The following is a 16,081-nucleotide window of genomic DNA, read 5'->3' on the forward strand; positions in this document are numbered from 1 at the left end:
TTAGGTGCAGTTTTTTATGAGATTGTTTAATTAGGAGTAATCTGTTCACAAAGTACCTGATCGGTTTGATCAACCGTCGAATTATATTTTAAATAATCATTAAATTGAATACAAATCTGTCGAAGCAAAAAATTAATACTGTTAAATTTGCTAGTATCTAACTTCCAGAAAACAACTCGATTTTGTTGATCTGTGGCGACCAAAGTTTGAGCATCGGGACTGAAACTCACCGAGAGTATCGGCGCTGAACCAACTCTCAAAGTCGAAATTAAATTTCCGTAGCGATCCCAGAGTTTTACCGTACCGTCGCTACTTGCAGAAGCAATAATTTCACCATTCGGACTAAAACTAACCTCATAAATTTCCCCTGTATGTCCACCCACTGCTGTTCTTGTATTTAGCCTTTTCCAGGTAGTATTTTGACCTTTCCAGAAGTCGAGAGATCGATCAGCCATCGCCGCCACAATCAGTTGTTCATCCCCACGAGAAGGGCTAAAACTGACTGATGAAAATTTATTTCCATTCCCAATTAGTGTTTGTAGACGTTTACCATCACGGTTCCACAGAATAATTGTATTATCATCACTCGCTGATGCAATCAACTGACTATCAGAACTAAAACTGAGATCATTGATCTGTTTTTGATGTCCTTGAAGCATCTGTAAAAGATTACCCCTATTATCCCAAAGTCTAACAATCTGATCCTCACTAGCCGTAGCAATTAGTGTTCCATCCGGACTAAATTTAACTGTCCAAACCGGAGCATTATGAGGTAAGTTTTTGATCACTTCACCCTGAAGATTCCAAAGTTTTACCGTTTGATCCTGACTCGCAGAAGCGATCAGTTTACCATTCGGACTAAAACTAATATTATTAACAATATCTCGATGTGCTGAAAAGGAGAGTTGCGTACTCAATTTATAAGGAAGCTGTTGTTTTATCTTCCGATGCACTTTCCATAAAATTACTTGATTCTTTGCACTTACAGAAGCAATAATCTCACCATCTGGACTAAAAATAGGACTGTAAACTTTTTTATCTGGTTGAAAAACCTGAGGAATACCATTCAAGTTCCATAGTCTTACGGTGCTATCTCGACTCGCAGAAACAAGCATTTGATTATCCGGTGTAAAACTGACCTGATTGACAGCATCTCGATGACCTCGAATCGTGGTTTTTAAGATTCCTTCCCGGCTCCAAAAAATAATCTTACCATTAATGTCTGCTGTCACAATACATTGACTATCCGGACTATAACTAATACTATAAACGGGGTGTTTATGTTCCTCTAAACTATTCAAAAGTTGACCTTGACGACCCCAGAGTTTAACCTTTTGATCTGCACTAGCAGATGCAATCGTCTGACTATCCGGACTAAAAGCAATACTCCAAATTTTTCCTTCGTGAGCTTTGAAGGTTTTCAGCAGTTGACCTTGACGGTTCCAAAAGATTAAAGTTCCATTTTCATCTGCGGAGACAATCAGTTTACCATCCGGACTAAAAATTACGCTAGAAACCGGACTTTTATGTTCTTTTAAAGTGGTAATTAAAGTCCCATCAAGCCTCCAAAGTTTGACTGTGTTATCCCTGCTTGCAGAAGCAATCGTTTGACCATCCGGACTAAAATTGACCCACTGAACAACATCTTCATGTCCTCTAATTGTTTGAATTATAGTTCCCTCTCGTGTCCAGAGTTTAATCGTTTTATCTAAGCTTGCTGAAGCTATTATTTGACTATTAGGACTGAAGGTTACATATAAAATTGCTGCATCATGTCCTTCTATTTCCTTAATAAGTTGACCCCTCAAGTTCCAAAGTTTAATTTTTTTATCTTCTCCCGCAGAAGCAATAAGTTGACCATCGTTGCTCACACTCACTCCAATTGCATTACCGAAATCTCCCTCTAATCTATTCCGTTCTTGGAGTAAATTTACCACGGCCCAAAGTTTATGTAAAGTTTCTTTTTCTAAAGAAGATTCAGTAAAGCTTTCTCTGAAATATTTTGCTCCTCTTAAAATACTTAAAGAAGCTTCCAACTGATTGTTATCAATTAAAAAAGCAGTATAGTTAAAGTTTGCAGTTTCAATATTTTGACTTCTGAGTTGAGCTTTTTGTTCTCTCACCGTGATGGTACTGAGGATTGCTGTAGCCGAAAGAATAACCATTGCTAAACTTACACCCAATGATAGAATTAACTGTTTTTTCTTCCGTTGAATATTCGCTTGTGCTTCTTTGAGTCTTTGTTGAAGAACTTGATTAAGTTTTTCTTCTACTTCTTTACGTTCGGCTTCTGCTTGCTCTCGTTTTCTGCGTTCGTAATTTCGTTGAGCAATAATTTCTTCACTATGTTGTTGACGAATAAAGTAAACTAAGTAATCGTGAACTAACTGATAACGTTCTACGGGTATTTCTGGAAATAAACAGACTAAACCTGAAGCGACAAATATCTTGAGAATAGTATCTAAATCATGGGTTTTTTGTTCTAGATATTGAGCAAGTTCTCTGATTTCTCGAATTAAATCTGAGCGGGTTTTTAAGGGACGAGTATTGTTCTCATCAGTCAACAAATAAAGCACTAATTCCGCCAATTGTTTATTTTCAGTACCACATTCATCAATCACTTCCTCCAAATATTTTTCTTCAAGCTTGCGAGTTGGCCCCTCTCTTTGATATTGTTCTAGCGTAGTAATTTCCATGGCTTGGAGCTGGGCACCAACGACTTGTAATTGAATCGGACGAACTTCATTTGATTCTTGAGCTAAATCTTTTACTAATTCATCAATTAAAGCTGCTTCTGGCTTAAGTTGAGTAGTTTCTGTTAATTGATTAATTACAGATTTGGCTTCATCTGGCGAAAAATTTCCGATATGATAGAGAATACTTTTATCCAGAACATTATCATTCACCGCTTCAAAGTATTTGAGACGATTGGCTTCTAGCAAATAGTGTAAGTAGTCTTGTCTTAAAGAAAGAACGACTTTAATAAAAGGAGTATTTAAGCAAAATTCAAGAAATTGATAAAACTGTTTGCGTTGCTCAGGTTCTTTACAAACAAAGAAAAATTCTTCAAATTGATCAAAAATGATCACAATTAATAAATTATGCTTGAGACTTTTTTGAAGAAAAGTTTTTATTTCGTCTAAGGTTTGAAATTTTTTCGAGTCTGATTGAATAAAATTTAGAGGACTAAAAGTTTCAGATAAGGCTTGACTTAATGCTTGAACCCAGTTTGTATAATATCGTTGTAAAATCGGTAAAACTCGACGTTCTTCTACAAAAATATTTTTGAGTTGAGGAATTAAACCCGCTTGGATAATCGAGCTTTTTCCAACCCCAGAATGTCCATGAATCACAATTAATTTTCGGTCATTTAAGCGAATACGTCTAACTAAACGTTCAAGATCTCGCACTCGTCCAGATGCAGCAATTTCAGGATTAACTTTTTGATTTTTTTCAACAAAAGGTAAACCGGGATTTGTAATCGATTGACTATGAACCAGACGACCCGCTCCAATAAACGCTCTTAATCCAAATTGTTGTTGAATTTCTCGCCGTTTTTGCTTCGTTGTAAACGCATCCAAATATTGCTGATTATGAAAGTATAACTCCCATAAGTGATTTAAAGTATCAACATAAAACTCTGGATCATATTCAGGTTTAGCGATTTTTTGAGCGCGTTTTAAAGTGGTAATAGCTTCTTCAATTTCACGTAACTCTTTTTGAGCTTTTGCAAGTGAGAATAAATACCAAGCTTTATGAAAAGACTTTTCCCAGGTTAAATAAGTGACTTCTTCATGTAAAATTGTTGTCAGTCTTTCTTTGACTTCCTGATCAAAAATATTGAGGGATTTTTCTGCTAATTTTTTTCCTTTTTTCCAGTTATGCTTTGCTAAAGCGACTTCAGAAAGAAAATGATAACCTCTCGCTTGTCGAAACGGATGAGAATAAACTTTATGTAAGCCCACCGCTTTTTTAGCAACATCTTCGAGTTCATCCCAATGTTTGAGACGATATAAAGCTAACGCTAACGCATTGATAAATTTTGAGGCTAAATCTGGACGATTATCTTGTTCAAATTTCTGGAGAGATTGCTGATAATAATTTTTAGCCAATAAATGAGATTGTTCTTGTCCTGAATGATTTAAGAAGGCATGACTATGCCACCAAAAACCAAGATAAAATAAAAGATAACCCCAACGTTCTAAATTATCCGTTTTTTCCCATAATGCCAAACTTTTTTCATAATGTATTCGTGCTGCTTCTGTCGAATTATCAGTGATTCGACCTAATACAAATTCTAAGCTGGCAGCTAGTTTTATGTCAAGTTGAATATTACGTTTCTGGATATCTTCTTGAGCGAGTTCAAGTTCATTTCTCAGGGGTGAACCTTTTCCTAACTTTAAGCTTGAATCTTCTAAAAAAATACTCGCTCCACTATCTGAAATAGTTTGAAAGACATCATCTGTTGTTTTTTTAAGAAACTTCAACAGTTCTTTTTCACTAATCACAAACTCAAACGTTGTTGCCCAACTATGAAAATCAGGAACCAAGCGAATCATCATTTGTAAAAGATGGTCATCAATCCAGATAATCAACGGAAATTTAAACTGACTAAACTCCTCTCGGATTTGATTTGTTGCTTTGAGAACTTCTTCAATATTATTAACAGATTCCAATCCAAAAATCATCAAAGCATGAGGTTGTGTTTCTCCTAAACATTGTTTTATAGTTGTATAAAGAGTCTTGGTTTCTACATCTAAAGTAATTTCTTGAATTTCAACTAAACATTTCTTTCGTAAGCTCCGCATAACTTTTTCGCGCAAACTACGATAGTTGCAACAGGCTAAAACTAAAGAAAATTCATCTGAAAAATGATTGATTATTCTTAATATTGTCTTGAAAGATCTGTTGTTTTTACCTCTGTTTTCATCGTCCATAAATTATTTGACCTCTGATTTAATTAATTTTGATTCCACCCTAATATTCATCAGTAAAAATGAGTATATTTCAGCTAATTCAACGTTTATTTAAACTAAACTTATTCAATAAATTTGTTAAGTTCAGATCACAAATAGAACAATCTTGAGATCGTTCGTCATCAGTTTATTACTTTTTTAATTTCCACCCTGAAGTTTGATTTAACTGCCAACTTTTAAATAAAATTGACAAACAAAAACAACAGTAACGATGCTATTAACGAGTCTAGCATCGTCTATCTATTCTAACTCGTTCTAAATCAGAGTTGCAACTCCACTCCCATTTCAATAGAGATCACGTTAACTCCCTGACCTTTTAAACCACTTCATCTAATTCCTCAGTAATCACTCGTCGTAGAATTTCAGTGACTTCTGCTGCTATTCGTGCATCCAATCGAATGGACTCATCATCAAAATTTTCCATATCTTGAATAGGAATTACACCCCGTAACGTCATCGCAATTGATCGCAATTTTGCCGAATTTCCTGTAGCTTTGGGTAAAGGATCAACAAACTGTACAAAAGCCATATAAGTAGTTTCTATCGTTTGTCTTAATGAACTTGGCCCATGACCTAACTTAGAAAGAATCACCGGAAAACGAATCACATTTTCTAACCCCAACATCTCCAACGCCACATCAACAAATCGAGCCGTATCTTTACCCAATCCCCTAATAATAGGTTGAAGACTATTCCAATTGACTCCCGGAATTTGTAGACTGGGATCAAGATAATAATGCCAGCCAACCATAGAAATAATTCGAGTTAAATCATAAGCCGACAATAAATTTTCACCTTTTTCAGTCTCAGAAACAGCCTTCAGTAAAACCTCTTGTCGTTTACAATCCACCAATTCAGGATTCATCATCCAAGGACTTTCGCCATAATCCCCCTGAAACTCTAAATCATAGTTTCCAGTAATATTCTGTAACCATTTCTCTAGTTTTTCCCGAGTTTCAAACCGCTTAAACATCGCCGATAAAGCATTAGAACTCGCAATTTGTTTTTCATAGCTAACAATATCCTCAACAATGGCATCAAAACTAGCTTTCATACACTCATCTTCTGGATTTTGAATCTGCCAATTTTCCACAGCAGAATAGGGAAACCTTGAGTTGACTTGACTCAATACATTTAAAATCGCAATAATTTTTGTCGAACTCCAAAATTGAGCTTTTCTGAGCGAATTTTTACCCATCCATAATGTTTGTAATTTTTCCTGTTCCCAACGACCCAGACAAATACAAGCTTCGGTAATTTCTTCATGCAGAAATAAGAGTGCATCTGGATTAATTTCAGGAATTTTCCCCAGTTGAGGATAGGGGCGAAATGTCATAGATTTCTGAAGCAGATATGTCGGATAGTGATCAATTTCATTTCGATAGGGAGAGTTTTCTATTCCTCGATCCAAAAAAGCTAAATGATTGGCGTTAGCACCCTGATTCAGTTCAGTTTGTAATAGTTTTTTAAAAACATTGTCCCGGTTAATTGCTTGCTTGAGTAAATTTTGATTCATTGTAATTGGTTCTTCAACATCTAGAGAAATGCTGGATACTGTGGGTTTATTGGCAATAATTCAGTTTATACTGTTGCTTTGTACAAATCAATCACCGCCCGACGACCCCATAGAATCGACGATCAATGATTGTTATTTCTCCATTCCTCTAATATCTTTAAATTTTTGCAGCATCAGGAACAAACTCTAACGATTAATCAGAACATTGCTTTCTTACCTTGACATTTTGAGTTAACTTTAGATTTTTAACTATTATATAATTACAAAAAAATAGCAATAAAAAAACCCCATCAGGGGCGGTAATAAATTGAACAAAAGTGATCTGATAATTTAGAGTATATACAACAACAGAAACAGTACAATCCAGATCACATCAACAAAGTGCCAGTAAATCTCTGCCGCTTCCGGGCCAAAGTGAGACTCTTTGGTGTAGTGACCGTCTTTGCGACCTCGAAACAGAACCCCTAAAATTAACAGCACTCCAAAGGTAACGTGCATTCCGTGAAATCCAGTTAACACATAAAAGGAACTGGCGTACACATTTGTAGTCAAGCCAAATTCTAGATTACTGTATTCAAAAATCTGACCCGCGAGGAATGCAATCCCCATCAGAGCCGTGATGATATACCATGTTCTCAAACCAGCCTGATCATTTTTCTTGATGGCAGCGGTGCCTTTATTCATCACAAAACTACTGCTAATCAGAATCAGGGTATTAATTCCAGGAAGTAAGAGTTCGCGTTCAATGCCATCAGGGGGCCAGACTGTCGATTCCCCTCTAAAAATCAGATAGGCAGAAAATAGCCCCATAAAAATCATACTCTCCGCCACCAGAAACACGATCACCCCCAATAGACGGAGATCGGGATGTTCTTCATGGCCATGAGCAGATATTTCTTGGGCTTGATAACCCATCGCGGTTTTTGTGTTGTCAATCGTTGAACCTTGCATGAATCTCTACGACAAATTAGGGTACAAATCAAAAATCATCAGGAGGAGAGGTTAGGCGAGAATCGGTGTTTGTGTGATGCCGATGTGACGAACGGACAACTGATTGACTATCCTAACCCTCATTCCTAGAAACTCTCCTGACGTTGAAGCGAAGTTTACTCATCCAACAACGAAGAAGACTTCGCTTGCGAGAGGGGAACACCATCTTGTTTACCCCGAGTTGAACCATTCGTTGCTTTTAAGCGTTCACGAATCGCTAGAGTTTTCTTCATTCCATAGTCGTAGGGGCCAGTTCTGAGTACGGGTGTACCTACAAAGTTCTCAATCGGCGGAGGAGAAGTTGTCATCCATTCTAGAGTCAGTCCATCCCAAGGATTATCCGGGGCTAAGGGGCCTTTGAACCAACTCCAAATCGCATTAATTAAGAACGGAATGGTGGAAACCGCTAACACCGCAGTCCCAATGGTGCAGATCATATTGATATCGGCATATTTGGGGTCATACATCGCCACCCGACGGGGCATTCCTTGTAACCCCAGATAGTGCATGGGTAAGAAGGTTAACGTTGTCCCAATGAAGGTCAAAATGAAGTGAACAATACCCAGGGGTTCATTCAGCATCCGTCCGACCATTTTGGGGAACCAATGATAAATTCCCGAATAGATCGCAAATACCGCCCCACCAAACAGAACATAGTGGAAGTGAGCAACTACAAAATAGCTGTCGTGAACGTGAATATCAAAAGGAACAGATGCCAACATGATTCCCGCTACCCCAGCAATCACAAAGGTAGACAGGAAACCCATTGCAAACAGCATGGCACTGTTGAGGCGCAGTTTACCGCCCCAAATCGTTGCCAGCCACCCAAACACCTTAATTCCGGTGGGAACCGCGATGATCATTGTGGCGATCATAAAGAACATCCGCAACCAACCGGGAGTTCCACTGGTGAACATATGGTGCGCCCAGACAATTAAGCCTAAGAAGCTAATCGCCAGACTGGAAAAGGCGATCGCATGATAACCAAAAATCGGCTTGCGAGCATGAACCGGAATCACATCAGAGATTACCCCAAAGAAGGGCAGAACCATGATATAAACCGCCGGGTGCGAATAGAACCAGAATAAATGTTGGTAAACTACCGGATCACCTCCTCCGGCTGGGTTAAAGAAGTTCGTCCCGGCCAGTAAGTCAAACGATAGGAGTACCAACGCACCTGCAAGTACAGGAGTCGAGAGTAAGATTAAGGCGGAAACGGCGATCATCGCCCAGCACATCAGGGGCATATCATACAAGCCCATGCTCGGAATCCGCATTTTGAAAATGGTGATCACAAAATTGAGTCCACCCAAGATCGAAGCCGTTCCAGCCAGCAGAACGCTCATAATCCAGAGTTCTTGGCCGATTTTACCCGACACCAAACTTAAAGGGGGATAAGCAGTCCAACCCGCTTGCGGGGCGTTTTGAATCACCAAACTCACCAACAGCAAGATTCCAGACGGGGGAACCAGCCAGAAGGCGACGGCGTTCAGTTTGGGAAACGCCATATCTCTCGCCCCGATCATTAAGGGGATCAGATAGTTGGCAAAACCCGCACCCGCAGGCACGATCCACAGGAAGATCATGATCGTTCCGTGCAGGGTGAACAGGCTGTTGTATATTTCCGGCGTGACGAAATCCGGATCGGGTGTTGCGAGTTCAACACGAATTACACCAGCCATCACGCCTCCGATTAGGAAGAAGATGAAGGCGGTGACAATATACTGAATGCCAATGACTTTGTGATCGGTACTAAAACCAAAAAAGTCTCGCCAGTGTCTTTCCTGATGAGCATGAGATTCAGGAAGATTGGTGCTTACATCTAACTGTGCTTGTGTCATGGGAAAAGAAAAAAAGATGAAAACGGATAAAAAGTGGTTGTAACGGATTACCTCTATACTGGGCTGCAAAAATGTTTGCTTCCCCGCGATCACTTAATCCGTTTTTTGTCATCGGTTTCTAGCAAAAGTTGAGAATTCGACAATTCCCAAATCCGTTCTAGAGGGAAATTGAGTGATAATTTCAGGGTTTGACGTTGCAGGTAACGTCTATCTGGGTTGGAGGTGTCAGGTAAGGTGAGTTAACACGCAAACCTAATTCACCTCTAACCTCAAAGGGGTTACTGGGGATGAACTTCTGTCTGGATTTGTGCCAGGAGTTCCTCATTTACACCCATTTCTTCTGCATAAGGGGCGAGAAACTCACTGTTTGACATTTCAGAAGGCTTCACGGCTAAAGTTTCCGCTAAGTTCGGATTTTGAGCCACAGCGTTTTCTTGAACCCAGGCTTGATAGTCTTCCGGAGTCTGAACAATCATCTGAGTTCTCATCGCGCCATGATAGCCTCCGCACAGTTCTGCACAGACAACCGCATAGGTTCCCACTTTTGTCGTTTTGAACCGTAGTTCTGTGGTCATACCGGGGATCGCATCTTGCTTCAGACGCAATTCGGGTAACCAGAAAGCGTGAATGACATCTTGGGCGTTGATGTTGAGTTGTACATCTTGACCGACGGGAACGTGCAGTTCACCTGCTATGACGCCACTATCGGCGTAGTTGAATAACCAGGCGTATTGCAGCCCCGAAACATCAACCACAACATCTGCATTTTGACCCAGTTCATCGGGACGGGCGCCAATTCCCAAAGCAATTTGAGAACGTTCGCCTGGGGAAGTTGCCCCATTTTCTCCCGGTAAAGGGGCGGCGATCGCGCTTCCTCGCATTTTGGCGTGCGCTTCCATCGAGTGTTGACCCGACACCATGGGGTCAAGTCCACCCATTTGGTTATAGATCTCGAAACTATAAATCCCGACGGCTAACACGGTAACAGCGGGAATTGCTGTCCACAGAATTTCTAGCGATAAGTTGCCATGAATGGGTGGCCCATCGCTGTTATCACCGGGACGACGGCGAAATTTAAAAAATGCAATGACCAGAACTCCCTGAACGAGCAGGGTTAAGCCAAAAGAAATCGTTAGCATTAGTTGAAATAAGCTATCGACACTTGAAGCTTCTGCTGATGCCGCAGCAGGCATAAGACCGTTATTTTGGCCGTACCAGAGGCTGATGAGCGTTATGGCGATCCCAAACAGCATGGTTAAGATTGAACCGGGAATGTTCACTGTGATACCTCCTTAGTTTGGCACTCCCTTGTTTTTATACACTAGAGATCTGCGATGCAATTTTGTCTAGTGAATGATGATTTTAGACCGGGGTGATGGGGAAATTGGGGATAATGAGAAGACTATTAATGGCAAAATCTGTTCAATTTTTAACCTAAAACCTCACTCTATAAGGTATAGCAGATCACCAAGACAAGCTGTCTTATTTACTAATTCTTAGACTTTTCTTTAGGATTCCGCCTAATCTGAATCTGAAGTCACAGTAATAATACAAACCTCATTGCTTTTCTGAATTCAAATTAACATTTTTCTTAAAAATATTTCAGGTGAGGTTTACATAACTTAATAAACAAATAAAATCCGAAAACTTTGTAAAAGTCTGTCCATCTGCCGATTGTGTCGCTAAGGTAGATCAGTAGAACCGTGAATCCAGACTAGAGATTTAATGATGAGTGATTAATCGATGGGGTATGAGGATAAAAAAGACCAATGGCAAAATCAATCCGTTAACCTGGAGAGTCCTCTAAGGAGTTGGGTTGTCAACAGCACAAAGCTTAGAGACAAAAGCTCAAACATTCATTGTCAATTCAAACTATAGACAGAATTCATGGCTAATACTGTCCTTCACAACAGAAATATTTCTACTGACGTTCAGCCCGCCGATCGCATTCGTCGCCTGGTCTGGAAACTCTGTATTGCCACTTTAATTTTAATGGCGATCGGCAGTGCCACACGAGTAATGAATGCGGGTCTGGCTTGCCCGGACTGGCCCCTGTGTTATGGTCAATTGGTGCCAACGGCTCAAATGAACTTACAGGTGTTTCTAGAGTGGTTTCACCGTCTAGATGCCGCCATCATCGGTTTCGGGGCGCTGGCTCTGTGTGGCTTATCCTGGTGGTATCGACAAGAGTTACCCAAATGGCTACCTTGGGCTTCTACCTTTGCCCTGAGTTTGATTGTGTTTCAAGGTATTCTCGGTGGCTTAACAGTAACTGAACTTCTACGGTTTGATATCGTCACCGCTCATCTCGGAACTGCCCTGTTATTTTTCACCACCTTGCTGATCATCGGCTGTTCGATGATGCCCTACAAAGGCACAGGCCAGTGTGGAAAACTCCCTTGGGTAAGTTTAACAGCAGCAATTTTAGTTTATCTTCAAAGTTTGATCGGCGGATTGGTTGCCTCTCAATGGGCATTACACCAATGTTTCGGCGGCACTCAACTCTGTACCGTCATGAATAGCCACATTGCAGGGGTTGTTCCTCCTACCGTTGCCACCTTAATTGTTGTGTTTTTAGCATGGCGAACTTCAGCTTTGCATCCAATGCTACGAAACTTAGCGAACTGGGCTGGTATTTGTGTAATAGCTCAGATTGCAGTGGGAGTTGCCACCTTCCGCCTACATCTGCAAGTTGAACCTCTAACTGTTACTCATCAAGTGATTGCAGCCACATTGCTCGGAATACTGATTGCTTTGACCGTTCTGGCCTTTCGCGATCGCAACAGCCATAAAACAAGCAATACGTTCATCCCTTCAGCCAAGTCCTAACTTAGAATTTGGAACTCTGAATGAATTAACTCATTCCCCATCGAAGAACACTTCACAAGAGAAAATCAATGCAAGAGATTATTAGCAACAGCAGCGCTCGGCGCCACGAAAACTTGATACAAGTGGTTCAGAGTTACTATCAACTTACTAAACCTAGAATTATTCTTCTACTCCTGATCACCACCGCCGCCGGGATGTGGTTAGCAGCCAAAGGAGAAGTTGATCCCCTGTTATTGGTGATTACTCTGGCGAGTGGTACTTTTGCCGCAGGTTCAGCCAACACCATCAACTGTATCTATGACAGCGACATCGACTACATCATGGAACGGACACGCTGGAGGCCGATTCCCTCTGGACGAGTCAAACCCCGTCATGCTTTATTCTTTGCGATCGCTCTAGCGGTTCTTTCCTTTTCCTTACTGACTGTATTTGCCAACCTATTGGCAGCCGTATTAGCGATGTTAGGCATTGCCTTCTATGTCGTGATCTACACCCATTGGTTAAAGCGCAATAGTGTTCAAAATATTGTCATTGGTGGTGCAGCCGGTGCCATTCCTCCTTTAGTCGGTTGGGCAGCAGTTACTGGAGATTTAAGCTGGGCGGCTTGGCTTCTATTTCTGATCATCTTTTTGTGGACTCCCCCTCATTTCTGGGCGTTGGCAATTATGATTCGCGATGAATATAAAGAAGTCGGTGTTCCCATGTTACCTGTGATTGCCGGAGATGAACCCACTGCCAAACAAATCTGGGTTTACACTTTAATTATGATTCCCTTCACCTTCATGCTGGTTTATCCTTTACATACCAGTGGTATCGTTTACGCCGCGATCGCTTTGGGTTTAGGAGCTATTTTTGTTCAGAAAGCTTGGCAGTTGTTACAGTCTCCTGAAGATCAAAAAGTTGCTCGTTCTTTGTTTAAATATTCCATCTTGTACATGATGTTGCTTTGTACTGGAATGGTGATTGATAGTTTACCCGTGACTCATCACATTGTTACCGCTTTCGGCGATCATTTCCACAGTTGGATGGGTAGTGCCGTTGCCATGGTTTCATCGATTTGTCAGGGATAACCCTCAAAAGATAACAACTGAATAAAATCACTTTCAGGTAGGCATCGTTTGTCTACCTGTTTGTTTTGAACTAGAGTTTGAACTAGACATAGAATTTTTGCATAAACTGACACTCAACCTTCTATCAGGTCTTCGGCAGGTTAAGATAAAATTTGTCTTATCCTTCACCCCCAAAAACAAATCCATCATGTCTGACTTTGACACAGGTTTACCCAGTATTCGCCAAGTTCAAACCTATACTCAAGAGAAACAGCCGATCGAAATCAAGCTACTCACGAATGATATCCTTGTAGGCACCGTATTTTGGCAAGATCATCACTGTATCTGCCTCCAAGACGAACATCAACAACCGATACTCGTTTGGCGACAGGCGATCGCTTATATTAAACCTCAGATCTAAAGCGTGGCTGGTTGTTTCGTTTCCGAGGGATTGCTTTCGGTTTTTGTTGAAGATGCAACTGTTTTAGCATTCCCTGAAGTCATAATTGGAATGAGATCACAACGAACCTGATTTAGATTTTGGAAACCACCACACAGCAACAAGTGATCGCCAGCTTGTAAGTCCATTGTCGGATGAGGCCAACGCATAAATTTTCCTTCACGGCGTAAGGCTTGCACTTGAACACTGTAGCGTCGAAGTAAATCAATTTCTGCTAAGGTTTTCCCAATCGCCAGACTATTTTCGAGGACTACTAACCACTGACAAGACACACTATCAGAGGGAAGTTTAACCTCTCCTTTTGCCAGTTGATCTAAAATCCCTAAAGCTTCGGGTTCTCCCACTAATAGTAAACGATCACCTTTTTCCAGCGTTGTATTACTATTGGGATAATCAATTTCTTCTCCATTAGATCGGCGAATTGCCATCACACTTACTCCACTGAGATGACGTAAATCCGTTTGTTGAATCGTCATTTTTTCTAAGGGAGAACCTTCGGGGAGAGTGTACCATTTACTATTCATATTTTGCGCCGCCTGCTGTAAGTTGCGAGAAATTTTTACAGGAGATTCTTCTGGGCGGAGATCGAGGTAATGACTGTTGCGAATTTTCTGGGTTTGTTGTTGAATTTGATTGAGGGGTAATCCCATACTCACCAACAAATGAGTTGATAATTCTAAACTGGCTTCAAATTCGGGTTGTACGACTTCTTTGGCGCCCAAATGGTACAACAGTTCGATATCTTTATCTCGGTATGCCATCACGGTAATATCGAGGTCCGGTGAATATTCTAGCGATCGCTTTAAACACAGTCGAGTATTCATCGGATCAGGAAGCGCAATTGCCATTGTACAGGCGCGATCAACTCCAGCCGCTTCTAACACATGAGAACTTGCAGCATTCCCATACAAATAGGGAATTTTAGCATGGCGCAACTCTTGAATTTTCCGTTCAGAATGATCAATGACAGTCACGGGATAGTCATGATTAGTCAAGATTTGTACCAAGTTTCGTCCCACTCGTCCATACCCACAAACAATCACATGATTTTGTTGAGGTAAATCGTCAGAAATTGCAATGGGTAAAGAGGTTTCTTCTAAGAGTGCAAACAACCAAGGTACATTTTCCATCCAGTCTAATAGACGAGGAATCAGTTGTAAGACAAAAGGAGTAATCACTAAGGTTACGGCTGTTGTTCCTAAAATTAGGAGATAAACTCGACGAGAAACTAAGCCTAAACCTTGTCCGGCGCTGGCGAGTACAAAAGAAAATTCTCCAATTTGAGCGAGTCCTAATCCGACAATAATTGAGGATTTAATGGTATAACCAAAACTCCGAACAATCGGAATAATAATCAGTGATTTTCCCAGCACAACCAGACAAACTAATCCTAAAATCAGTTCTAAATGTTGCCACAAGAAAACCGGATCAATTAACATTCCTACAGCAACAAAAAATAAAGCGGCAAAAATATCACGCAGGGGTTCAACATAAGTCAGGGTTTGATCGGCGTATTCTACCTCAGAAATCATTAACCCGGCGACAAAAGCCCCCATTTCAATTGAAAATCCTAAATGTTCAGTTAATAACGCAATTCCTAAACATAAAACAACCACACCTAATAAAAACAATTCGCGGCTTTCAGTTTGAGCCAAAAAACGCAATAATGAGGGGATAATCCAAATACCCGCAGCAACAGCACCAAGCGCAAATAATCCAATTAACAATAAACTACGCCCAACGGCTAAACCCAGGGCTTCGGGGGGTTGATCTAAAGCAGGCAGAACCGCTAACATTAAGCCTAAAGCTAAATCCTGCACCACCAACATTCCCAACATCACTTGACCATGAGGGGTGGTGGTTTCGTTCCGTTCCATCAAACATTTGAGGACAACCGCCGTTGAGGAAAGGGATAAAATTGCCCCGAGAAAGATGCCTTGAACCGGAGAACTCACCCAACCCACACCCAGAGAAACAACGGTTGTCAGCAGCATAGTTAGGACAATTTGTAAACCCCCGCCCCCTAAACTGATCCCTTGCACTTTCTTGAGTTCGGCAAAAGAAAACTCTACACCGAGGGCGAATAGCAGAAACGCCACCCCAAACTGGGCAAGGGTTTCGACTTGTATTAACTCTTTGATTACACCCAGTCCCGAAGGGCCAATGACGACACCGCCAATCAGATAACCCAAGAGGGCAGGTTGTTTCAGCAAAGAGGCGAGTAAACCTCCGGCTGTGGCGGCGGCGAGAACGATCACTAAATCAACAATTAATCTAAAGTCTTCTTGCACGGATTTTAAATAAAACGACAAAATGTAACAACGTGTTAATTAAATATTAGGGTAGCAACTCCAAGATGGGAGTGCCATATGGACAGGGAACCGATGACCGGGAAGAATGATCAATGATCACGGGTGAGT

Annotated in this window: 9 protein-coding genes; 3 read left to right on the forward strand and 6 right to left on the reverse strand. The window is 40.9% G+C overall.

Going from position 1 to position 16,081, the window contains the following annotated elements; translation table 11 throughout:
- Window positions 1–26: 26 nt before the first annotated feature.
- The 5 genes from L8106_RS14460 to L8106_RS14480 form a co-directional block, all read right to left on the reverse strand.
- A complete protein-coding gene (locus tag L8106_RS14460) occupies window positions 27–4,808 on the reverse strand; it encodes a sugar-binding protein (protein ID WP_232228482.1) in 4,782 nt (1,593 codons plus the stop codon).
- A gap of 484 nt (window positions 4,809–5,292) precedes the next feature.
- The gene (locus tag L8106_RS14465) at window positions 5,293–6,492 is read right to left on the reverse strand and encodes a hypothetical protein (RefSeq protein WP_009785076.1); all 1,200 of its coding nucleotides are present in this window, start codon (window positions 6,490–6,492) and stop codon (window positions 5,293–5,295) included.
- A gap of 330 nt (window positions 6,493–6,822) precedes the next feature.
- A complete protein-coding gene (locus tag L8106_RS14470) occupies window positions 6,823–7,443 on the reverse strand; it encodes a heme-copper oxidase subunit III (RefSeq protein ID WP_009785077.1) in 621 nt (206 codons plus the stop codon).
- 155 nt (window positions 7,444–7,598) lie between these two features.
- Window positions 7,599–9,323 carry a cytochrome c oxidase subunit I gene (ctaD, locus tag L8106_RS14475; RefSeq protein WP_009785078.1) on the reverse strand — a complete coding sequence of 575 codons (1,725 nt, stop codon included), beginning with the start codon at window positions 9,321–9,323 and terminating at the stop codon, window positions 7,599–7,601.
- Between the two features lie 278 nt (window positions 9,324–9,601).
- Window positions 9,602–10,576 carry a cytochrome c oxidase subunit II gene (locus tag L8106_RS14480; protein ID WP_083798412.1) on the reverse strand — a complete coding sequence of 325 codons (975 nt, stop codon included), beginning with the start codon at window positions 10,574–10,576 and terminating at the stop codon, window positions 9,602–9,604.
- A 634-nt stretch (window positions 10,577–11,210) separates the two neighbouring features.
- On the opposite strand from L8106_RS14480, the gene L8106_RS14485 reads away from it, so the two are divergent.
- The 3 genes from L8106_RS14485 (at window position 11,211) to L8106_RS14495 (ending at window position 13,622) form a co-directional block, all read left to right on the forward strand.
- A complete protein-coding gene (locus L8106_RS14485) occupies window positions 11,211–12,152 on the forward strand; it encodes a heme A synthase (protein ID WP_009785080.1) in 942 nt (313 codons plus the stop codon).
- 68 nt (window positions 12,153–12,220) lie between these two features.
- Window positions 12,221–13,222 carry a heme o synthase gene (locus L8106_RS14490; protein ID WP_009785081.1) on the forward strand — a complete coding sequence of 334 codons (1,002 nt, stop codon included), beginning with the start codon at window positions 12,221–12,223 and terminating at the stop codon, window positions 13,220–13,222.
- Between the two features lie 187 nt (window positions 13,223–13,409).
- Entirely contained in the window at window positions 13,410–13,622 is a 213-nt protein-coding gene (locus tag L8106_RS14495) for an RNA chaperone Hfq (protein WP_009785082.1), read from the forward strand.
- Here the strand turns inward: L8106_RS14495 and L8106_RS14500 are convergent.
- On the reverse strand, window positions 13,619–15,952 hold the full coding sequence (locus tag L8106_RS14500; RefSeq protein ID WP_050779123.1) for a cation:proton antiporter: 2,334 nt from the start codon (window positions 15,950–15,952) through the stop codon (window positions 13,619–13,621). The genes L8106_RS14495 and L8106_RS14500 overlap by 4 nt on opposite strands.
- Between the last annotated feature and the right edge of the window lie 129 nt (window positions 15,953–16,081).

The sequence above is a fragment of the Lyngbya sp. PCC 8106 genome (genome assembly GCF_000169095.1).
Classification (GTDB): domain Bacteria; phylum Cyanobacteriota; class Cyanobacteriia; order Cyanobacteriales; family Microcoleaceae; genus Capilliphycus.

Excerpts from the sequence above, each read along its gene's own strand:
- L8106_RS14460 (WP_232228482.1), bottom strand. The coding sequence starts at position 4,808 with ATGCGGAGCTTACGAAAGAAATGTTTAGTTGAAATTCAAGAAATTACT.
- L8106_RS14465 (WP_009785076.1), bottom strand. The coding sequence starts at position 6,492 with ATGAATCAAAATTTACTCAAGCAAGCAATTAACCGGGACAATGTTTTT.
- L8106_RS14470 (WP_009785077.1), bottom strand. The coding sequence starts at position 7,443 with ATGCAAGGTTCAACGATTGACAACACAAAAACCGCGATGGGTTATCAA.
- ctaD (WP_009785078.1), bottom strand. The coding sequence starts at position 9,323 with ATGACACAAGCACAGTTAGATGTAAGCACCAATCTTCCTGAATCTCAT.
- L8106_RS14480 (WP_083798412.1), bottom strand. The coding sequence starts at position 10,576 with ATGCTGTTTGGGATCGCCATAACGCTCATCAGCCTCTGGTACGGCCAA.
- L8106_RS14485 (WP_009785080.1), top strand. The coding sequence starts at position 11,211 with ATGGCTAATACTGTCCTTCACAACAGAAATATTTCTACTGACGTTCAG.
- L8106_RS14490 (WP_009785081.1), top strand. The coding sequence starts at position 12,221 with ATGCAAGAGATTATTAGCAACAGCAGCGCTCGGCGCCACGAAAACTTG.
- L8106_RS14495 (WP_009785082.1), top strand. The coding sequence starts at position 13,410 with ATGTCTGACTTTGACACAGGTTTACCCAGTATTCGCCAAGTTCAAACC.